The organism is Pantoea stewartii subsp. stewartii (assembly GCF_008801695.1).
Classification (GTDB): Bacteria; Pseudomonadota; Gammaproteobacteria; order Enterobacterales; family Enterobacteriaceae; genus Pantoea; species Pantoea stewartii.
The window spans coordinates 16,770-37,215 of record NZ_VZPF01000014.1 but is presented as its reverse complement, the minus strand read 5'-3'; the positions used below and the strand labels follow the sequence as shown (position 1 = coordinate 37,215).

Sequence of the window (20,446 nt, the reverse complement as noted above, 5' to 3'; positions counted from 1 at the left end):
ACGGCAGGCTATAGTGCGTTTGAAGGGATTAACGACCGCTGCGGGTCAGTTTTTCCAGATCGGATTCAATTTCCGCGATCTTGTGTGACACCACGCCTTCCAGATGACGCAGATCGTCCAGAATTTTACGTTTCAGATCGACTTCAACCTGATCGCGCTGACAAATTTGATCCAGCTCATCAATGACATAGCGCAGGTTAGGGCTGATTTCCTGCACTTCACGGTAGCCCTGCGACGCATTATCGGCGACGACCGTTTTACGCTGACGAGGATATTTAAATTTCACGCTTTTAGCGAAAAATTCGCCTTTATCTTTGCGGAAATAAATTTTCAAAATATCGTTATTCGCTTCCTGACGCAGGCTGTAGCGATCGATATCGTCGGGGTTACTAATGCCTAAGCTCTTAATATTGTCATACATAACGTTTTTTCCACCAAATGATAAGCGCGCAGAATTGTTCATGACTTAATGACTGTAGACATAAATAACATGAATCAGTGCGCAACAGGATTTAACTGGCGCGAATTATGACCTGGATGAAAAGTAAACGCACCCGTTGGTTCGCGTTGAAAAACAACATTACCCGTAACAGCTGTAAACAAAAGATGACGGGCTGTCAGGCAGCCCGTCCACAAGCTTAGTCGATCGTGCGCAGCAATTCATTAATGCCGGTTTTGGCCAGTGTTTTGGCATCCACTTTTTTCACGATAACCGCGCAATACAGGCTGTAGCTGCCATCTTTTGACGGCAGATTACCAGAGACGACGACCGATCCGGCAGGTACGCGTCCGTAATGAATTTCACCGGTTTCGCGGTCATAAATTTTGGTGCTTTGACCAATATAAACGCCCATTGAAATAACGGAACCTTCTTCAACAATCACGCCTTCAACAATTTCAGAACGTGCGCCGATGAAGCAGTTATCTTCAATAATGGTCGGATTAGCCTGCAGAGGCTCAAGCACCCCACCGATGCCTACGCCACCAGATAAGTGGACATTTTTACCAATTTGCGCACAGGAGCCCACGGTGGCCCAGGTGTCCACCATCGTTCCTTCGTCAACAAAGGCACCGATGTTCACATAGGAAGGCATCAACACGGTATTACGTGCAATAAAGGCACCTTTACGCACGGCGGCGGGCGGTACGACGCGGAAACCGGCGGCTTTAAAGCGCGCATCGTCCCAGTCAGCGAATTTCATTGGCACTTTGTCGTAAAAGCGTGTTTCTGCGCCTTCCATGATCTGATTGTCATTGATGCGGAAAGAGAGCAGAACGGCTTTTTTCAGCCACTGATGCGTTACCCATTCACCGTCGATTTTTTCAGAAACGCGCAGCTCACCACTGTCCAGTTTGGCGATAACCTGATTAATCGCGTCGCGGGTTTCAGTATCCACACTGGTCGGGGTGATATCAGCGCGACGTTCGAAGGCAGATTCAATAACACTCTGTAACTGTTGCATATTTTTTCCTGATCTGTCATTTGTGGTGCCGGTCAGCGACCAGCACAGGTAAAAAGTGAAAGTTCACAAATTGAAGCGGGTCACACTTTATCGTTTGGATTAAGGGCCTCTGTCAACCGTTGTTGCAGGGTCTGGCGCATTTCCTCATCCAGTGCCCGGCGTTCGCTATTGGCCAGAATAAACAAATCTTCGACACGTTCTCCAATGGTACTGATGCGCGCGCCATGCAGTGATACGCCGAGATCGGCAAACACCTCGCCGACGCGCGCCAGCAAGCCCGGCTGATCGAGCGCCACCAGTTCCAGATAACTCCGGCGATCGGTATGCGTCGGCAGAAAGTTTACTTCGGTATCCACGCTGAAATGGCGGAGTCGGGCAGCCTGACGGCGGGTACGTGGCGGCACCCAGTCTGACTGCGTAATCGCCTGTTCCAGCGCCTGAATGATCAGCGCATGACGATCGGGAGCCAGCGGGCTGCCATCCGGCTCCAGCACGATAAACGTATCCATCGCCATACCATCGCGGCTGGTAAAAATCTGCGCATCATGCACGCTGAGATTGCGGCGATCCAGCTCACCGGCCACGGCGGCAAACAGGTGGGGCCGGTCCGGGCTCCAGATAAAAATTTCTGTACCGCCTCGTGTAGCCTGTGGGCTTACCAGCACCAACGGTTTACGCAGATCGTGTTCCAGTAAATGGCGCGCATGCCAGGCGATCTGATTCGGCGTATGACGCAGGAAGTAGTCGGCACGGCACCGGTTCCAGATGTGGTGCAGGCGGGCTTCATCAATGTTGTCCATGCGCAACAGTGCCAGCGCCTGTAAACGGTGATGACGGACACGCTCACGGAGATCCGGGCTGTTCTCCATGCCGCGGCGCAGCTGTTTTTCAGTGGCAAAGAACAGTTCTCGCAGCAGGCTTTGCTTCCAGCTGTTCCACAAGCTTTCATTAGTGGCGCAGATGTCGGCAACGGTCAGGCAAACCAGATAACGCAGCCGGTTCTCGTTCTGCATGACTTCGGCGAACTGTTGAATGACCGTAGGATCCTGAATGTCGCGGCGCTGCGCGGTAACTGACATCAGCAGATGATGACGAACCAGCCAGGCCACTAACTGGGTTTCACGTGAGTTAAGACCGTGCATCTCCGCAAACGCCAGCGCGTCCTGCGCACCCAGCACGGAGTGATCGCCGTTACGCCCTTTTGCGATGTCGTGTAACAGCGCAGCCATTAACAGTAATTCCTGTTGTGGCAGGCGAGGCCAGAGTTCAACGCACAACGGATGTTGCGGGCGCGTTGCTTCATTGGCAAAGCTCTCCAGTTTCTGCAACACCCGGATAGTGTGCTCATCGACGGTATAAGCATGAAATAAATCAAACTGCATCTGCCCGACAATGTGGCCCCAGAGCGGCGTATAAGCCCAGAGCACGCTGTGGCGATGCATCGGGACCAGCGCGCGACTGACCGCACCGGGATGACGCAGAATCGACATAAACAGGCGACGCGCTTCAGGCAACTGGCATAAGGGTTGCTCAAGATGACGTCGTGTATGACGCAGGCGGCGCAGTGTAGTGGAGTAGATCCCTTTGATGTTTTCATTGCGTACCATGACATAGAACATACGCAAGATCGCCTGGGGTTCCCGATCAAACAGGGTTTCATCACGCAGATCGATCAGGTTACCGCGCAGCTGGAAATCGTCATCAATGGCATAGGGTTTTTCATTGGTGGAGAGCGTCAGAATGGCCTCATCGAACAGTTGCAACAGCATCTGGTTAAGCTCACCGATGCGCCGCGTGACGCGGTAAAAATCTTTCATCATGCGTTCGACCGGTTCGTTGCCTTCTCCCTCATAATTCAGGCGCCGGGCAACGCTGAGCTGGCGGTCAAACAGCAGGCGGTTATCGTACCGTGGCAGAGACAGGTGTAGGGCAAAGCGAATGCGCCAGAGAAACGCCTGGCACTCATTCAGCTCGCTGCGCTCTGCGTCCGTCAGGAAACCAAAGCCTGACATCTCATCCAGCGTGGTCGCGCCAAAGTGGCGACGGGCAACCCATTGTAAGGTATGAATGTCACGTAACCCGCCGGGGCTGCTTTTGATATCCGGTTCCAGGTTATAGCTGGTACCGTGATAACGTGTATGGCGTTCCTGCTGCTCGTCGATTTTGGCGGCAAAAAAGCGGGATGATGGCCAGAAGCCATCGCTGAAGACATTTTTTTGTAATTCCAGAAACAGCGCGACATCGCCGGTCAGCATTCGGGCTTCAATCAGATTGGTCGCCACGGTCAGATCGGACAGCCCTTCCAGCAGGCACTCTTCGAGGCTACGTACACTGTGGCCGACCTCCAGCTTGAGATCCCACATCAGCGTCAGTAGCGCGCTGGCGCTCTGCGCCGCCTGCTCATCCAGCGGCTGACGGCTGAGAATTAAGATATCGATATCGGAAAGGGGATGCAGTTCACCGCGACCGTAACCGCCGACGGCGACAAGCGTGATGGCTTTCATGCTGTCGAAGCCAAAAAAACGCCACAAACGGCGCAGCAGGCGATCGATAAACAGCGTTCGGGCGTGAATCAGATCTTCGACAGGCTCACCGGCATCAAACGCCGCCGCCAGGTGCTGCTGGAAGCCCTCCAGACGTTGCTTTAAGACGTCGCGTGTCAGCGTATCGTCTTGCCACTCGCCAGGGGAATCATTCAGGCCGTTTTTCACTTCTTGCGACAGGCTCATGCAACGCTCTCATCATTAACCATAAAAAAACCGGCAGAGCGCCGGCTTTTTTATTCGTGGTGGAATTACTCCTGGTTAACTAACACCGCAGGCAGGGTGTCGTCTTTTCGCAGGGTTAAAATCTCACAGCCGTTATCCGTCACCACAATAGTATGCTCGTACTGCGCCGACAAGCTGCGATCTTTGGTTTTCACCGTCCAGCCGTCTTTCATGGTACGAATGCGGTAATCACCGGCGTTTACCATCGGTTCAACGGTAAAGGTCATTCCTGCCTGCAGGACCACTCCGCCGTCATCCGCGTCGTAATGCAGCACCTGAGGCTCTTCATGGAAGCCTTTGCCAATGCCGTGACCGCAGTATTCCCGCACGAGAGAGAAGTCATTCGCTTCGACGTATTTTTGAATCGCGCGGCCCAGCTCGCGCAGCCGAATGCCCGGCTTAACTAAACGCAGTGACAGATAAAGGCTTTCCTGCGTCACGCGGCACAGACGTTCGCCCTGAATGGTGGGTTTACCCACGATAAACATTTTGGACGTATCGCCATGGTAATCGTCTTTAATCACGGTCACGTCAATGTTAACGATATCCCCGTCTTTTAACGGGCGATCGTCACTGGGAATGCCATGGCAAACCACTTCATTCACTGAGATACAGACAGATTTAGGGAAACCGTGGTAACCCAGGCAGGCAGACACCGCCTGCTGCTTCTCGGTAATGTGCGCATGACAAAGGCGATCCAGTTCGCCCGTCGTCATGCCAGGCTGCACGTGCGGTTCGATCATTTCAAGCACTTCCGCAGCCAGCCGACCTGCGACGCGCATTTTTTCGATTTCTTCGGGAGTTTTTATTGAGATTGCCATTAAATTATTCCGCTGTTGCTGAAATTTTCAGCAATAATGAACGCTGTGCTGTCATGTTAACAGCAAGCCAAAAGGGCTGCCAAACGGAGAACGCATCGCGCGCCATAAGCGAACAATTATTGGCGTCCAGAGCCTGATTGTGGTATAAAGCGCGCCGACGATTCTCTGTGGGCTGCAAGGTCAACGGGAACCGCAATAATCTCACTATAGTGTACTAAAACACACATGTATCGACACATACGCCGGGGTGCCTTGAAAGAGGTCGGTTGTATGGGATACATGGAGGCCCAACCCCAATTAAACTAGAGGTAGTAATCATGGCAACTGTTTCCATGCGCGATATGCTCAAGGCTGGTGTTCACTTCGGTCACCAGACCCGTTACTGGTGCCCAAAAATGAAGCCATTCATTTTCGGTGCGCGTAACAAAGTTCACATCATCAACCTTGAGAAAACCGTACCAATGTTCAACGAAGCTCTGGCTGAGTTGACCAAAATCTCTTCCCGTAAAGGTAAGATTCTGTTCGTTGGTACCAAGCGCGCTGCTGCCGAAGCGGTAAAAGAGTCTGCACTGAGCTGCGACCAGTTCTTCGTAAACCACCGCTGGTTGGGTGGTATGCTGACTAACTGGAAAACCGTTCGTCAGTCTATCAAACGTCTGAAAGAGCTTGAGACCCAGTCTCAGGACGGCACTTTCGACAAACTGACCAAGAAAGAAGCGCTGATGCGCGCTCGTGAGCTGGCCAAGCTGGAAAACAGCCTGGGCGGTATCAAAGACATGGGCGGTTTGCCGGATGCACTGTTTGTTGTCGATGCTGACCACGAACACATCGCAATCAAAGAAGCAAACAACCTGGGTATCCCAGTATTTGCTATCGTTGATACTAACTCTGATCCGGATGGCGTTGATTACGTTATCCCAGGTAACGACGATGCGATCCGTGCTATCAACCTGTACCTGACTGCCGTTGCGACTACCGTTCGCGAAGGCCGTTCTCAGGATCTGGCTGAGCAGGCTGAAGAAGCGTCTTTAGAAAACGCTTAATTAAGGTTTGCTCTGTAGAAGAGCCCTTAGCATTCAGATGTGATCTGTAAGGGGCCAAACATGGCCCCTTTATTTTATCCAAGTCTGTAACGCCCCTGTTCAGGTCGGCGGGACAGAGTAAATTTTCCGCAAATAAGTACCTGTTGATGCACCCGTGCTCAGGTACGAACCGAGGATTCTGGAATGGCTGAAATTACCGCTGCACTGGTAAAAGAACTGCGTGAGCGTACTGGCGCAGGCATGATGGACTGCAAAAAAGCGCTGACTGAAGCGAGCGGCGACATCGAGCTGGCGATTGAAAACATGCGTAAGTCTGGCGCAATCAAAGCAGCGAAAAAAGCAGGTAACGTTGCTGCTGACGGCGTGATCAAAACCAAAATCGTTGGTAACTACGGTGTGATTCTGGAAGTAAACTGCCAGACTGACTTCGTTGCAAAAGATGGCGGCTTCCAGGCATTTGCTGACAAAGTGCTGGACGCGGCTGCGGCTAATCGCATCACCGACGTTGAAGCGCTGAAAGCACAGTTTGAAGAAGAGCGCGTTGCACTGGTTGCCAAAATCGGTGAAAACATCAACATTCGTCGCGTTGCAGTGCTGGAAGGCGAAGAGCTGGGCAGCTACCTGCACGGCGCACGTATCGGCGTTCTGGTTTCAGCGAAAGGCGCTAACGAAGATCTGATCAAACAGATCGCGATGCACGTTGCGGCAAGCAAGCCTGAGTTTGTTAAGCCAGAAGACGTTTCTGCCGAAGTGGTTGAGAAAGAGTACCAGGTTCAGCTGGATATCGCGATGCAGTCTGGCAAGCCAAAAGAAATCGCAGAGAAAATGGTTGAAGGCCGCATGAAGAAATTCACCGGTGAAGTTTCTCTGACCGGTCAGGCATTCGTTATCGATCCAGCCAAAACCGTTGGCCAGGCGCTGAAAGAGCAGGGCGCTGACGTGATCAACTTCATCCGCTTCGAAGTGGGCGAAGGCATCGAGAAAGTTGAGACTGATTTTGCTGCTGAAGTTGCAGCGATGTCCAAACAGTCTTAATGATCTGAAAGAACCGCCAGATGGCGGTTCTTTTTTGTCTGCCACAGGCAAAAGATACGTTTTCAGTTTCATCCCAATAGCAATTCTTTTGCTGTAAGCGGATGATTGATCGGAATTACTTCTCACTCATCATATCTTCCAGGAAGAACTGACCATGGCGACCAACGCAAAACCTGTTTATCAACGTATCCTGCTAAAACTCAGCGGTGAAGCACTGCAAGGTGCAGAAGGTTTTGGTATCGACGCGAGTGTGCTTGACCGCATGGCTCAGGAAGTTAAAGAGCTGGTCGAACTGGGTATCCAGGTGGGCGTTGTGATTGGCGGGGGCAACCTGTTCCGTGGAGCGGGTCTGGCACAGGCGGGCATGAACCGCGTTGTCGGCGACCACATGGGGATGCTGGCCACCGTAATGAATGGCCTGGCAATGCGTGATGCGCTGCATCGTGCCTATGTTAACGCCCGTCTGATGTCGGCCATTCCCCTGAACGGCGTGTGCGACAACTACAGCTGGGCAGAAGCCATCAGCCTGTTGCGCAATAACCGCGTTGTCATCTTCTCCGCAGGTACCGGTAACCCCTTCTTTACGACGGATTCTGCCGCCTGTCTGCGCGGTATCGAAATCGAAGCCGATGTGGTGTTGAAAGCCACCAAAGTTGACGGCGTTTATTCTGCGGACCCCGTGAAGCACCCCGATGCAACACTGTACGAAAAACTGACCTATGCTGAAGTGCTGGATCAAGAGCTAAAAGTGATGGATCTCGCCGCGTTTACGCTGGCGCGCGATCACAAACTGCCTATCCGCGTTTTCAACATGAACAAGCCTGGCGCATTGCGTCGCGTAGTGATGGGTGAAAAAGAAGGCACCCTGATTACGCATTAATACCCGAGGCGAGATAAAATAGGGTATATTCTGTCAGTGCGGCGCGGTATTGCCGCACGCCATTCAGGATTATCGATGCTTATCGATCCCGCTTCCGGTAATGCCGGAACTGGCCAGGTCAAACCGAATCCAAGGGTTTTAACGTGATTAACGACATTAAAAAAGATGCTGATACGCGCATGGATAAATGCGTGGAAGCATTCAAAACCACTATCAGCAAGGTGCGCACAGGTCGTGCTTCACCTTCACTGCTCGACGGCATCATCGTTGAATATTACGGCACGCCGACGCCACTGCGTCAGCTGGCTTCCGTCACTGTTGAAGATTCCCGCACGCTGAAAATCAACGTGTTTGATCGCTCTCTCGGCCCGGCCGTTGAAAAAGCGATTATGGCGTCTGATCTTGGGCTGAATCCCAGCTCTGCCGGTTCGGACATTCGTGTTCCGCTGCCTGCACTGACCGAAGAACGTCGTAAAGACCTGATTAAAATCGTGCGCGGCGAAGCCGAGCAGGGCCGTGTGTCGGTACGTAACGTCCGTCGCGATGCCAACGATAAGATCAAAGCGCTGCTGAAAGATAAAGAGATCAGCGAAGACGACGAACGTCGCGCGCAGGATGAAATCCAGAAAATGACCGATGCGCACATCAAGAAAGTCGATGCAGCATTGGCCGAAAAAGAAACGGAGCTGATGGATTTCTAATTCCATCTTCGCCGACGAAAACGCCGTACAGGGAGGCCTTCTGACTGAATGCCATCTCTGGCGGCGTTTTACGTTGTGCCCCACGCTTTTACCGATACAGGGACAGCATTATGAAGCGATTAACTCTGCTGGGTTCGACCGGATCAATCGGCACCAGCACGCTGGCCGTTGTTAAAGCCAATCCGGCGCTTTACCAGGTCACGGCGCTGGTGGCGGGCAAAAATGTAGCCCTGATGGCAGAACAGTGTGCACAGTTTCAACCGCGCTACGCCGCCATGGCAGATGAAGACGCTGCCGCCGCGCTACGTGAGCGACTGAGAGCATTGAAGATCAGGACTGAAGTGCTCTCCGGCGTTCAGGCAGCCTGTGAACTGGCCGCGCTGGATGAGGTTGACCAGGTGATGGCCGCAATTGTGGGTGCATCGGGGTTATTACCCACGCTGGCCGCCATTCGCGCCGGCAAAACGGTCTTGCTGGCGAACAAAGAATCGCTGGTCACCTGCGGCCGTTTATTTATGGAGGCGGTACGTCAACATAACGCGCAGTTGTTGCCGGTCGATAGCGAGCACAATGCCATTTTTCAGAGTTTGCCCGCTTCCATCCAGCATCAGTTAGGTTACGCTGACCTGCAGAATAACGGCATTGAGTCGATTATTCTTACGGGATCGGGTGGCCCTTTTCGTGACACAAATTTAGCGGATCTGAGCAATATGTCGCCAGATCAGGCTTGTGCACATCCGAACTGGACAATGGGGCGTAAAATCTCTGTTGATTCGGCCACCATGATGAATAAAGGTCTTGAATACATTGAAGCGCGCTGGCTGTTTAATGCCAGCGCAGCGCAGATGGAAGTGATTTTGCACCCACAATCGGTGATCCACTCCATGGTGCGGTATTGCGATGGCAGCGTGCTGGCCCAGTTAGGTTCGCCTGACATGCGGACACCAATCGCCCACAGTATGGCCTGGCCCGCACGTATTGAGGCTGGGGTCACACCGCTGGACTTTACCCGCATGTCGGCACTGACCTTCTCGGCACCTGATTTTGGTCGTTACCCCTGTCTCAAACTCGCGATTGATGCCTGCGAAGCTGGACAGGCAGCGACCACCACGCTCAATGCGGCCAATGAGATTGCCGTGGCGGCTTTCCTGGATAAGCAGATCCGTTTTACGGATATTGCCGCGTTGAACAGCGCAGTGCTGTCGGCGCATCACTGTCAGGAGCCGGACTCCGTGGATGCGGTCATTGACATTGACCGAAGCGCACGCGCGGCGGCAACAGAAATGTTGTCCCATTTCACGTCGTAATAACGATTACGCTGAGGCTATTTGTTCGCTTCGGGTGAAAATGTTATAGTCGCTGGCTCGCGTTTAACGGTCTGTCACCGAATTCGGTGTGGCCCGGCAGGCAATGTCGGGATTTGTACCGGGCGCAATGTATTCAGAAACCACAGCATTTCTGATGAAAGGAATTGATTACGCGTTATGTCGTCTGAAAATCACAACAACACCGATGACCAACAGGGTACCGGTCCGCGCCACGTCGCTATCATCATGGATGGCAATGGCCGCTGGGCTAAAAACCAGGGAAAACTGCGTATTTCCGGCCATAAAGCGGGCGTGAAATCAGTACGCCGCGCCGTTAGCTTTGCTGTCAATAATAATCTGGAAGCGTTAACGCTTTACGCCTTTAGCAGCGAAAACTGGAGCCGTCCTGCGCAGGAAGTGACAGCCTTAATGGAACTGTTTGTCTGGGCGCTGGATAGCGAAGTGAAGAGCCTGCATAAACACAATGTCCGCTTACGCATTATTGGCGATATCAGTCGATTCAGCCCGCGTATTCAGGAACGTGTCCGTCGGGCCGAGGCGCTGACGGAAAATAACGATCGCCTGACGTTAAACATCGCCGCTAACTACGGCGGACGTTGGGATATCATTGAAGGTGTTAAAAAGTTGGCTGAACAGGTACAGGAAGGCTTGTTACGCCCTGATCAGATAACCGAAGAGAGTCTGACGTCGCAGCTGTGTATGAACCAGCTGGCGCCAGTGGATTTAGTGATAAGGACCGGGGGAGAGCATCGGATTAGCAACTTCCTGTTGTGGCAGATTGCCTATGCGGAATTCTATTTTACTGATGTGCTCTGGCCGGATTTTGATGAACACGTTTTTGAAGGTGCACTGAATGCATTCTCTCTGCGGGAGCGACGCTTTGGCGGCGCTGCACCAGGCGGCGCCTGAGCAATCTGGGGGTAACCTTTGCTGAAGTCTCGTCTGATCACCGCGCTGATCCTTATTCCGCTGGTGATCGCTGCATTGTTCTGGTTACCGCCTGTTGGCTTTGCAATTGTTACGATTATCATATGCATGCTTGCCGCCTGGGAATGGGGGCAGCTGTCCGGTATGGCATCGCGTCAGCAACGTATCTGGCTGGCCGTGATCTGTGGCCTTGTGCTGACGCTTATGCTCCTTACCCTTCCCCCTTACGAACATAACGCCTATCTGCCGCAGGTTACAGGCTGGCTGTGGGCTTCGCTGGCCTGGTGGACGGGCGCGCTGCTGTTGGTTCTGTTTTATCCGGCCTCTGCGACACTCTGGCGTCATTCCCGGCTTCTCCGCCTGCTGTTCGGTGTCTTAACCATTATTCCTTTCTTCTGGGGCATGATGGCGCTCCGCCAGTATCACTACGAATCTGATCATTTTGCCGGTGCATGGTGGCTGTTGTTTGTCATGTTTCTGGTCTGGGGGGCCGATTCAGGTGCCTATATGTTCGGTAAGCTGTTTGGCAGGCATAAGCTGGCCCCCAAAGTGTCACCCGGTAAAACCTGGGAAGGATTTTTGGGCGGACTGGTCTCTTCCGCGCTTATTGCTGTGCTGTTTGCCAGCTTTGCGCCGCTGACCATCCCGACGGGCACGCTGGTCATGTGTGCGGTGATTTCGACGCTCGCATCAGTCCTGGGCGATCTCACGGAAAGCATGTTTAAACGTGAAGCCGGTATCAAAGACAGCGGTAACCTGATCCCGGGACATGGCGGCATCCTCGACCGCATTGACAGCCTGACAGCAGCCGTACCGGTCTTTGCCTGCCTGTTACTGTTGGTGTTTCAGACACTCTAAGGGCAAACGACGATGTTAAGCGTAATCTGGAGTTTTGCCGCATTCATCATTGCACTGGGCATATTAATTACGGTGCATGAATTTGGCCATTTTTGGGTGGCGCTGCGCTGCGGGGTCAGAGTCGAACGTTTTTCAATCGGTTTTGGTAAAGCGTTATGGCAACGCCGTGACCGCCATGGGACCGAATTTGTTCTTGCCCTCATTCCACTTGGCGGTTACGTCAAAATGCTGGATGAGCGGGTCGAAAGCGTCCCTGCGGAACTCCGGCACCAGGCGTTTAACAATAAAGCCATCTGGCAGCGCGCCTCCATTATCGCTGCTGGTCCTGTCGCCAATTTCCTGTTCGCCATCTTTGCCTACTGGGTCGTCTTCATTCATGGCGTGCCGGGTGTGAAACCTGTGGTTGGTGAAATTCTGAACGGTTCGGTAGCGGCGGAAGCGCAAATTACACCCGGAACGGAACTTAAGGCCGTCGACGGTATCGAAACGCCTGACTGGGAAGCTGTGCGCATGGCGCTGGTCGGTAAAATCGGTGACAGCAGCACGACGCTGACAGTGGGTCGCTTTGGCGAACAAGGGACGCAGCAAAAGCACGTTGATTTGCGGAACTGGCAGTTTGAGCCTGATAAGCAGGATCCGGTGGTGGCGCTGGGGATACGTCCTCGCGGTCCACAGATCGAAACGACACTGGCTGAAGTGCAAAAGAATTCACCCGCCAGTGAAGCCGGTTTGCAAGCGGGCGACAGGATCGTTAAAGTCGATGGTCAGTTATTAACGCAATGGCAGCTTTTTGCGACTCAGGTTCGGGATAACCCCGGAAAAAGTATGGCCCTTGAGGTCGATCGCAACGGTGAAGCGGTGAAGTTGACCCTGACGCCGGAAGCGAAACCTGGAAATAAAGCGGAAGGGTTTGCGGGCGTCATTCCGCGAGTTGTTCCTCTGCCAGACGAGTACAAAACGGTAAGACAATATGGCGCGTTCCCGGCCATTGGTGAGGCCAGTGTAAAAACCTGGCAACTGATGAAGCTGACCGTCTCCATGTTGGGCAAGTTAATAACCGGTGATGTGAAGTTGAACAACCTGAGCGGCCCAATCTCGATTGCGCAAGGTGCAGGATTGTCAGCCGAGTACGGAATGATTTACTACCTGATGTTCCTGGCGTTGATTAGCGTCAACTTAGGAATCATCAATCTGTTCCCGCTGCCGGTTTTAGATGGTGGGCACTTGCTCTTCCTGGCGATCGAAAAGATCAAAGGGGGACCGGTGTCCGATCGAGTTCAAGACTTTAGTTATCGCATCGGCTCAATACTGCTGGTGATGTTAATGGGGCTTGCACTTTTCAATGATTTCTCACGCCTGTAACCGCTGGAACGCGAGCTTGCGTGGAATGTGTTAGGAAAACGCATAATAACGATGGCGATGAAAAAGTTGCTCATAGCGTCGCTGCTGTTTAGCAGCGCCACCGTTTACGGTGCAGACGATTTCGTGGTGAAGGACATTCATTTCGAAGGGCTGCAGCGAGTCGCCGTCGGCGCGGCTCTGCTGAGCATGCCAGTTCGGGTTGGCGATACGGTGAATGACGATGACGTCAGAAATACCATTCGCTCCCTGTTCGCGACTGGCAACTTTGAGGATGTTCAGGTCCTGCGAGATGGTAATACGCTGATTGTTCAGGTTAAAGAACGTCCTACCATCGCCAGCATTACCTTCAGCGGTAACAAAGCGGTTAAGGACGATCAGCTCAAACAGAACCTTGAAGCCTCAGGTGTGCGCCTCGGCGAAGCGCTGGACCGCACCACAATCTCTTCAATCGAGAAGGGACTGGAAGACTTCTACTACAGCGTGGGTAAATATACCGCCAGCGTAAAAGCCGTTGTCACACCGCTGCCGCGTAACCGCGTCGATCTGAAACTGGTCTTTACCGAAGGTGTTTCTGCCAAAATTCAGCAGATCAACATTGTAGGTAATAAAGCCTTCAGTTCAGACGAACTCATTTCCCGTTTCCAGCTGCGTGACGAAGTGCCGTGGTGGAACGTGGTGGCTGACCGTAAATACCAGAAACAGAAACTGGCGGGTGACCTTGAAACCCTGCGCAGCTTCTATCTGGATCGCGGTTATGCCCGTTTCAATATTGATTCGACGCAGGTGAGCCTGGCGCCGGATAAAAAAGGCATCTACATCACCGTTAACATCACCGAAGGCGATCAGTACAAGATTGCCGGCGTTATTGTTAACGGCAGCATGGCCGGCCATTCGGCGGAAATCGAACACCTGACCAAAATCCCGGCGGGCGAGCTGTATAACGGCGCAAAAGTCACGTCGATGGAAGATGATATCAAGAAGCTGTTAGGCCGCTACGGTTATGCCTATCCGCGCGTCGTGACGCAGCCTGAAATTAACGATGCCGATAAAACCGTTAAGTTGCATATCAACGTGGATGCGGGCAACCGCTACTACGTGCGTAAAGTGCGCTTTGAAGGTAACGACACCTCGAAAGATGCCGTACTGCGTCGCGAAATGCGCCAGATGGAAGGTGCCTGGCTGGGCAGCGATCTGGTCGATCAGGGTAAAGAGCGCCTGAATCGTACAGGTTACTTCGAAACCGTTGACGTGGATACGCAGCGTGTACCGGGCTCACCGGACCAGGTTGACGTGGTTTACAAAGTTAAAGAGCGTAACACCGGTACCTTTAACTTCGGCGTCGGCTACGGTACGGAAAGTGGCGTCAGCTTCCAGGTCGGCGTGACCCAGGATAACTGGCTGGGTACCGGGAATACCGTCGGTATCAGCGGAACCAAAAACGACTACCAGACCTATGCAGAGTTCTCCCTGACCGATCCTTACTTCACCGTTGATGGTGTGAGTCTGGGCGGCCGGGTGTTCTACAACAACTTTAAGGCCAGCGACGCCGATCTCTCCGGCTATACCAACAGAAGTTACGGTACAGACGGGACATTGGGCTTCCCAATCAATGAGAACAACTCGCTGCGCGTCGGTCTGGGTTATGTGCACAACGACCTGTCGGATATGCGTCCTCAGGTTGCGATGTGGCGCTATCTGGACTCGGTTGGTAAGCCACAGCAGTTAAACCGCAATGGCGATTTCTCGGCTGACGACTTCACCTTTAACTATGGCTGGACGTATAACACGCTGGACCGCGGTTTCTTCGCGACTTCGGGTAACCGTACCAACCTGAACGGTAAGGTGACGATCCCGGGTTCCGATAATGAGTTCTACAAAGTCACCCTGGACAGCCAACAGTATGTGCCGATCAATAAAGATCACACCTGGGTTGTGCTGGGCCGTGGCCGTGTCGGCTATGGTGACGGGCTGGGCGGTAAAGAGATGCCGTTCTATGAGAACTTCTACGCCGGTGGTTCCAGTACCGTGCGTGGCTTCCAGTCCAACACCATCGGTCCGAAAGCGGCCTACCTGAATGATGGCTCGTCGTACTGTAACCTGAGCGATCCTAACGGTATCTGTAAATCGAGTGATGCGGTGGGCGGTAACGCGATGGCGATTGCCAGCCTTGAGCTGATTACGCCCACGCCGTTCCTGAGTGAGAAATATTCGAACTCGGTACGTACGTCGCTGTTTGTCGACGCCGGTACCGTCTGGGATACCAAATGGCAGAACACCGCTGAAACGCGCGCTGCCGGTATTCCTGACTACAGCGATCCAAACAACATTCGCGTCTCGACCGGTGTGTCTTTACAGTGGATGTCGCCGCTGGGGCCGTTAGTGTTCTCCTACGCCCAGCCGGTTAAGAAAGTGGATGGAGATAAGTCAGAGCAGTTCCAGTTTAACATTGGTAAAACCTGGTAACGTTCTGTACAGGGATGTGAAAAAAATAGCTTGCAGCTGTGGAGCATTGTTATGCTCCGCACTGCAAACATACATGTTGAGGGTAAGGAGTTTATAGTGAAAAAGTTGTTATGTGCAGTTACTCTGGGTGTTGCATTGGCTGCTTCTGCTGGCGCACAGGCGGCCGATAAAGTCGCAACTGTTGATCTGAGCCAGGTTTTCCAGAAATCACCTCAGCGCGCTGCTATCTCCAAACAGCTTGAGAGTGAGTTCCAGGGCCGCGCCACTGAACTCCGTTCTCAGCACGACAAAATTCAGCAGGAAATGCAGGATCTGCAGCGCAATGCGCCGACCATGAAGGCGAGCGAGCGCAACAAGAAAGAGAAGCAGATCGAATCTGAGCGCAATGCCTTCCAGGCGAAAGCAGACGCGTTTGAGAAAGACAACCAGACTCGTCAGGTTCAGGAACGTAACAAGCTGCTGGAAAAAATCCAGACTGCCGTTCAGTCAGTTGCCAAAAGCGGCGGATATGACTTGGTCCTGAATTCTCAGGCTGTGCTTTATTCTGGTTCTGATGTGAAAGACATCACTGATGAAGTTGCGAAGCAGGTTAAATAATCGATGTCATCAATTCGACTGGCTGATTTAGCCCAGCAGTTGGATGCAGAATTGTACGGAGATGGCGATATCGCCATCTCCGGCATTGCTTCTATGCAATCCGCCACAACTGGTCAAATCACATTTCTTGCCAACAGCCGCTACCGCGAGCAGCTCGCGCTGGTCCAGGCATCAGCCGTGGTGCTGACGGAAGCGGATCTGGAATGGTGTAAAACCGCCGCGCTGGTGGTGAAAAATCCTTATCTCACCTATGCGAGAATGGCGCAGCTGCTCGACACTACGCCACAGCCCGCGCAGGATATTGCGCCAAGTGCCTTGATTGATCCCAGCGCGAGACTCGGTGCCAATGTCTCTGTCGGGGCCAATGCGGTTATTGAATCTGACGTTGAGCTCGGTGATAACGTTGTCATTGGCGCAGGCTGTTTTGTGGGTAAAAAAACCCGTATCGGCAGCGGTACGCGTTTGTGGGCTAACGTCTCGGTTTACCATGAAGTAGTCATTGGTCAGCATTGCCTGATTCAGTCCGGCACCGTCATCGGTTCTGATGGCTTCGGCTACGCGAACGATCGGGGTAACTGGGTGAAAATACCGCAGTTGGGCTCGGTGATTATTGGCGATCGGGTAGAAATTGGTGCCTGTACGACCATTGATCGTGGCGCGCTGGATAACACTCTGATCGGCAATGGTGTTATCATAGATAACCAATGTCAGATTGCCCACAACGTAGTGATTGGCGACAATACTGCGGTTGCTGGCGGTGTGATCATGGCGGGTAGTTTAAAAATTGGTCGTTATTGTATGATTGGCGGTGCCAGCGTCATCAACGGCCATATGGAAATCTGTGACAAAGTAACCGTAACCGGTATGGGCATGGTTATGCGTCCGATAACAGAACCTGGTGTATACTCCTCAGGAATTCCATTACAGCCCAACAAAACCTGGCGCAAAACTGCAGCGTTGGTGATGAATATCGACGACATGAGCAAACGCTTAAAAGCAATCGAGCGCAAAGTCGGCAAAGACGACTAAACGCCATCCCATGACTGACCGGCTTTCATAATAACAGTGTAAGCAGGGAAGCCAGGCGCCACGGAAACTATTTGCGGCCTGCCAACGATCATGATGATCGGTGCAGGCCGTGTTATTGATGTCATCAGATTTTTAGGACAGGAAGAGTATTTTGACTACTGAAACTCATACTCTGCAAATTGAAGAGATTTTAGAGCTGCTGCCGCACCGTTATCCGTTTCTGCTGGTAGACCGCGTGCTGGATTTTGAAGAAAACAAATATCTGCGCGCGGTAAAGAACGTCTCCTTTAACGAACCGTTTTTCCAGGGGCATTTCCCTGGTAAACCGATTTTTCCCGGCGTTCTGATTCTGGAAGCGATGGCGCAGGCCACCGGTATTCTGGCATTCAAAAGCGTGGGTAAACTGGAGCCAGGCGAGCTCTATTATTTTGCAGGCATTGATAATGCCCGTTTCAAGCGTCCGGTCGTACCGGGCGATCAAATGATTATGGAAGTGACTTTCGAGAAAACCCGCCGTGGTCTGACGCGCTTTAACGGCGTAGCGACCGTGGACGGTAAAATCGTTTGTGAAGCGACCATGATGTGTGCCCGTAGCCGGGAGGCATAATTCGTGATTGATCCAACCGCCAACATCCATCCCAGTTCTGTCATTGAAGACGGGGCCATCATCGGCCCTGGCGTTCATATCGGCCCGTTCTGCTTTATCGGGGCGAATGTTGAAATTGGTGAAGGAACCGTACTCAAGTCACACGTTGTGGTGAATGGCCATACACGTATCGGTAAAGACAATCAGATCTATCAGTTCGCCTCCATTGGTGAAGTGAATCAGGATTTAAAATACGCGGGCGAACCTACCCGGGTTGAGATTGGCGATCGTAACCGAATCCGTGAAAGCGTCACCATTCATCGCGGCACGACGCAGGGCACGAATGTCACGGTTGTCGGCAGCGACAACCTGCTGATGGTTAACGTCCACATTGCCCATGACTGTGTGATCGGCAACCGCTGCATCATGGCCAACAACGCCACGCTGGGCGGCCATGTCACGGTGGATGATTTCGCCATCATTGGCGGTATGACCGCTGTGCACCAGTGGTGCACCATTGGCGCGCATGTGATGGTTGGCGGGTGTTCAGGCGTTGCTCAGGATGTGCCGCCCTATGTTATTGCGCAGGGGAATCACGCGACGCCATTCGGAATCAATATTGAAGGCCTGAAACGTCGCGGCTTCAGCAAAGAGTCACTGCATGCGATTCGTAATGCCTATAAGTTGCTTTACCGCAGCGGCAGAACGCTGGATGAGGTTAAGCCAGAAATCGAAGCGATTGCTCAGCAACACAGTGAAGTGCAGCCTTTCTATGACTTTTTTGCCCGTTCAACTCGTGGATTAATTCGCTAATTCATGTCAGCGCGTCCCCTTACGATAGCCGTCGTCGCCGGAGAAACCTCTGGCGACATCCTTGGTGCAGGCCTGATTCGTGCCTTAAAAGCGCGTCATCCTGATGCCCGGTTTGTTGGCGTCGCAGGCCCATTGATGCAGGCCGAAGGCTGTGAAGCCTGGTACGAAATGGAAGAACTGGCGGTGATGGGCATTGTGGAAGTGCTGGGACGATTGCGCCGCTTGCTGGCTATTCGTCGCGATCTGACACAGCGCTTTATCTCGCTGAAACCCGATGTGTTTGTCGGTATTGACGCACCGGATTTCAATATCACGCTGGAAGGTAATCTTAAGCGCGCAGGCATTCGCACGATTCATTACGTCAGTCCCTCTGTCTGGGCCTGGCGGCAAAAACGGGTGTTCAAAATCGGTCGCAACACCGATCTGGTGCTGGCATTTCTGCCGTTTGAAAAAGCCTTTTACGATCGTTTCGGTGTCCCGTGCCGTTTTATCGGCCACACCATGGCGGATGCTATGCCGCTACAGCCCGACAAAGCCGCCGCCCGTCGCCATCTGGGCATTGACGACAATGCCCAGTGTCTGGCGTTATTGCCCGGCAGTCGCGGTGCCGAAGTTGACATGCTGAGTGCTGACTTTCTTAAAACGGCGCAGATACTGCGTAAGCGCTACCCGGCGCTGGAAATTGTGGTACCGCTGGTTAACGCGAAGCGCCGCGAGCAGTTTGAGCAAATCAAAGCGCAGGTTGCGCCGGAGCTGCCCGTGCATCTGCTGGACGGGCAGGGCCGTGAAGCGATGGTGGCCAGTGATGCTGCGCTGCTGGCGTCCGGCACCGCGGCGCTTGAATGCATGCTGGCGAAATGCCCCATGGTCGTGGGCTACCGCATGAAGCCGTTTACCTTCTGGCTGGCAAAACGTCTGGTCAAAACTGACTACGTTTCGTTGCCTAACCTGCTGGCCGGGCGAGAGCTGGTCAAAGAACTGCTGCAGGATGAGTGCCAACCTGAAGCGCTGGCTGCGGCGCTGGATCCGCTGTTACATGCCAGTCATGAACGCGAAACGTTATTGCAGACCTTCCACGAACTGCACCAGCAGATTCGCTGGAATGCGGACGAACAAGCCGCAAATGCGGTACTGGAGCTCGCCAATGGCTGATTTTATCTATCCCAACGCCCGACTGATTGCCGATGTGGATGAAGTGGGGCGCGGCCCGCTGGTTGGTGCGGTGGTGACTGCGGCGGTAATTCTCGATCCGGCGAAACCCATTCCGGGCCTGGCCGATTCGAAAAAACTCTCAGAGAAACGTCGCCTGGCGCTGTTTGATGAGATTAAAGAGCATGCGCTGGCCTGGAGTCTGGGCCGTGCCGAACCGGAAGAGATCGACAGCCTGAATATTCTGCATGCCACGATGCTGGCGATGCAGCGCGCGGTGGCCGGCCTGGCGATCACGCCTGATTATGTGCTGATTGACGGCAATCGCTGTCCGGCCTTGCCTGTGCCATCACTGGCCGTAGTAAAAGGCGACAGCCTGGTTGCTGAAATCAGTGCGGCCTCGATCATCGCCAAAGTCACGCGCGATCGTGAAATGGCAGAGCTGGATTTGTTGTTTCCGCAGTATGGTTTTGCGCAACATAAAGGTTATCCTACGGCGTTACATATAGAAAAGTTAACGCAGTATGGCGCAACACCACATCACCGCCGCAGCTTTGCGCCGGTGCGTAATGCGCTCATCGATGCCGAAGTGCTGGCGAGCAGCGCCTCCACGCTGCGCTAAT

Annotated in this window: 19 protein-coding genes; 15 read left to right on the top strand and 4 right to left on the bottom strand. The window is 53.1% G+C overall.

The window, feature by feature from the left end; translation table 11 throughout:
• Positions 1-28: 28 nt before the first annotated feature.
• The 4 genes from F7Q90_RS05670 to map all read right to left on the bottom strand — a co-directional run bounded on the left by F7Q90_RS05670 (position 29) and on the right by map (position 5,052).
• A complete protein-coding gene (locus F7Q90_RS05670) occupies positions 29-421 on the bottom strand; it encodes a DUF3461 family protein (protein WP_006117754.1) in 393 nt (130 codons plus the stop codon).
• A gap of 217 nt (positions 422-638) precedes the next feature.
• Positions 639-1,463 carry a 2,3,4,5-tetrahydropyridine-2,6-dicarboxylate N-succinyltransferase gene (gene dapD, locus F7Q90_RS05665; protein WP_006117755.1) on the bottom strand — a complete coding sequence of 275 codons (825 nt, stop codon included), beginning with the start codon at positions 1,461-1,463 and terminating at the stop codon, positions 639-641.
• A gap of 80 nt (positions 1,464-1,543) precedes the next feature.
• A complete protein-coding gene (glnD, locus tag F7Q90_RS05660) occupies positions 1,544-4,192 on the bottom strand; it encodes a bifunctional uridylyltransferase/uridylyl-removing protein GlnD (RefSeq protein ID WP_006117756.1) in 2,649 nt (882 codons plus the stop codon).
• A 65-nt stretch (positions 4,193-4,257) separates the two neighbouring features.
• Positions 4,258-5,052: a type I methionyl aminopeptidase gene (gene map, locus F7Q90_RS05655; protein ID WP_006117757.1), complete on the bottom strand. Its 795-nt coding sequence runs from the start codon at positions 5,050-5,052 to the stop codon at positions 4,258-4,260.
• 317 nt (positions 5,053-5,369) lie between these two features.
• Between map and rpsB the strand changes: the two genes are divergently transcribed.
• The 15 genes from rpsB (at position 5,370) to rnhB (ending at position 20,445) form a co-directional block, all read left to right on the top strand.
• Positions 5,370-6,095, top strand: a complete 726-nt coding sequence (gene rpsB / locus F7Q90_RS05650; protein WP_006117758.1) for a 30S ribosomal protein S2 — start codon at positions 5,370-5,372, stop codon at positions 6,093-6,095.
• Positions 6,096-6,278: 183 nt separating this feature from the next.
• Complete coding sequence (gene tsf / locus F7Q90_RS05645; RefSeq protein WP_006117759.1) at positions 6,279-7,130, top strand: translation elongation factor Ts; 852 nt, start codon at positions 6,279-6,281, stop codon at positions 7,128-7,130.
• A 154-nt stretch (positions 7,131-7,284) separates the two neighbouring features.
• Positions 7,285-8,010, top strand: coding sequence for a UMP kinase (gene pyrH, locus F7Q90_RS05640; protein WP_006117760.1), 726 nt, complete (start codon positions 7,285-7,287; stop codon positions 8,008-8,010).
• A gap of 143 nt (positions 8,011-8,153) precedes the next feature.
• Complete coding sequence (frr, locus tag F7Q90_RS05635; RefSeq protein ID WP_006117761.1) at positions 8,154-8,711, top strand: ribosome recycling factor; 558 nt, start codon at positions 8,154-8,156, stop codon at positions 8,709-8,711.
• A 110-nt stretch (positions 8,712-8,821) separates the two neighbouring features.
• Complete coding sequence (gene ispC / locus F7Q90_RS05630) at positions 8,822-10,018, top strand: 1-deoxy-D-xylulose-5-phosphate reductoisomerase (protein ID WP_006117762.1); 1,197 nt, start codon at positions 8,822-8,824, stop codon at positions 10,016-10,018.
• 177 nt (positions 10,019-10,195) lie between these two features.
• The gene (gene ispU / locus F7Q90_RS05625; protein ID WP_006117763.1) at positions 10,196-10,948 is read left to right on the top strand and encodes a (2E,6E)-farnesyl-diphosphate-specific ditrans,polycis-undecaprenyl-diphosphate synthase; all 753 of its coding nucleotides are present in this window, start codon (positions 10,196-10,198) and stop codon (positions 10,946-10,948) included.
• Positions 10,949-10,966: 18 nt separating this feature from the next.
• Complete coding sequence (cdsA, locus tag F7Q90_RS05620) at positions 10,967-11,824, top strand: phosphatidate cytidylyltransferase (RefSeq protein ID WP_006117764.1); 858 nt, start codon at positions 10,967-10,969, stop codon at positions 11,822-11,824.
• Positions 11,825-11,836: 12 nt separating this feature from the next.
• Positions 11,837-13,186: a sigma E protease regulator RseP gene (rseP, locus tag F7Q90_RS05615; protein WP_006117765.1), complete on the top strand. Its 1,350-nt coding sequence runs from the start codon at positions 11,837-11,839 to the stop codon at positions 13,184-13,186.
• Positions 13,187-13,237: 51 nt separating this feature from the next.
• A complete protein-coding gene (bamA, locus tag F7Q90_RS05610) occupies positions 13,238-15,649 on the top strand; it encodes an outer membrane protein assembly factor BamA (protein WP_006117766.1) in 2,412 nt (803 codons plus the stop codon).
• A gap of 51 nt (positions 15,650-15,700) precedes the next feature.
• Positions 15,701-16,246 carry an OmpH family outer membrane protein gene (locus tag F7Q90_RS05605; RefSeq protein WP_191091151.1) on the top strand — a complete coding sequence of 182 codons (546 nt, stop codon included), beginning with the start codon at positions 15,701-15,703 and terminating at the stop codon, positions 16,244-16,246.
• Positions 16,247-16,249: 3 nt separating this feature from the next.
• Entirely contained in the window at positions 16,250-17,275 is a 1,026-nt protein-coding gene (lpxD, locus tag F7Q90_RS05600; RefSeq protein ID WP_006117768.1) for a UDP-3-O-(3-hydroxymyristoyl)glucosamine N-acyltransferase, read from the top strand.
• Between the two features lie 151 nt (positions 17,276-17,426).
• Positions 17,427-17,882, top strand: coding sequence for a 3-hydroxyacyl-ACP dehydratase FabZ (fabZ, locus tag F7Q90_RS05595; RefSeq protein WP_006117769.1), 456 nt, complete (start codon positions 17,427-17,429; stop codon positions 17,880-17,882).
• Between the two features lie 3 nt (positions 17,883-17,885).
• Complete coding sequence (gene lpxA, locus F7Q90_RS05590; protein ID WP_006117770.1) at positions 17,886-18,674, top strand: acyl-ACP--UDP-N-acetylglucosamine O-acyltransferase; 789 nt, start codon at positions 17,886-17,888, stop codon at positions 18,672-18,674.
• A gap of 3 nt (positions 18,675-18,677) precedes the next feature.
• The gene (gene lpxB, locus F7Q90_RS05585) at positions 18,678-19,826 is read left to right on the top strand and encodes a lipid-A-disaccharide synthase (RefSeq protein ID WP_151160786.1); all 1,149 of its coding nucleotides are present in this window, start codon (positions 18,678-18,680) and stop codon (positions 19,824-19,826) included.
• On the top strand, positions 19,819-20,445 hold the full coding sequence (rnhB, locus tag F7Q90_RS05580) for a ribonuclease HII (protein ID WP_006117772.1): 627 nt from the start codon (positions 19,819-19,821) through the stop codon (positions 20,443-20,445). The genes lpxB and rnhB overlap by 8 nt, the downstream gene beginning before the upstream one ends.
• Position 20,446: the final 1 nt, after the last annotated feature.

Coding starts and splice junctions, on each gene's coding strand:
- rnhB (WP_006117772.1), top strand. CDS start 19,819: ATGGCTGATTTTATCTATCCCAACGCCCGACTGATTGCCGATGTGGAT.
- pyrH (WP_006117760.1), top strand. CDS start 7,285: ATGGCGACCAACGCAAAACCTGTTTATCAACGTATCCTGCTAAAACTC.
- F7Q90_RS05670 (WP_006117754.1), bottom strand. CDS start 421: ATGTATGACAATATTAAGAGCTTAGGCATTAGTAACCCCGACGATATC.
- F7Q90_RS05605 (WP_191091151.1), top strand. CDS start 15,701: ATGCTCCGCACTGCAAACATACATGTTGAGGGTAAGGAGTTTATAGTG.
- lpxB (WP_151160786.1), top strand. CDS start 18,678: ATGTCAGCGCGTCCCCTTACGATAGCCGTCGTCGCCGGAGAAACCTCT.
- dapD (WP_006117755.1), bottom strand. CDS start 1,463: ATGCAACAGTTACAGAGTGTTATTGAATCTGCCTTCGAACGTCGCGCT.
- tsf (WP_006117759.1), top strand. CDS start 6,279: ATGGCTGAAATTACCGCTGCACTGGTAAAAGAACTGCGTGAGCGTACT.
- map (WP_006117757.1), bottom strand. CDS start 5,052: ATGGCAATCTCAATAAAAACTCCCGAAGAAATCGAAAAAATGCGCGTC.
- rpsB (WP_006117758.1), top strand. CDS start 5,370: ATGGCAACTGTTTCCATGCGCGATATGCTCAAGGCTGGTGTTCACTTC.
- ispU (WP_006117763.1), top strand. CDS start 10,196: ATGTCGTCTGAAAATCACAACAACACCGATGACCAACAGGGTACCGGT.
- glnD (WP_006117756.1), bottom strand. CDS start 4,192: ATGAGCCTGTCGCAAGAAGTGAAAAACGGCCTGAATGATTCCCCTGGC.
- lpxD (WP_006117768.1), top strand. CDS start 16,250: ATGTCATCAATTCGACTGGCTGATTTAGCCCAGCAGTTGGATGCAGAA.
- rseP (WP_006117765.1), top strand. CDS start 11,837: ATGTTAAGCGTAATCTGGAGTTTTGCCGCATTCATCATTGCACTGGGC.
- bamA (WP_006117766.1), top strand. CDS start 13,238: ATGGCGATGAAAAAGTTGCTCATAGCGTCGCTGCTGTTTAGCAGCGCC.
- ispC (WP_006117762.1), top strand. CDS start 8,822: ATGAAGCGATTAACTCTGCTGGGTTCGACCGGATCAATCGGCACCAGC.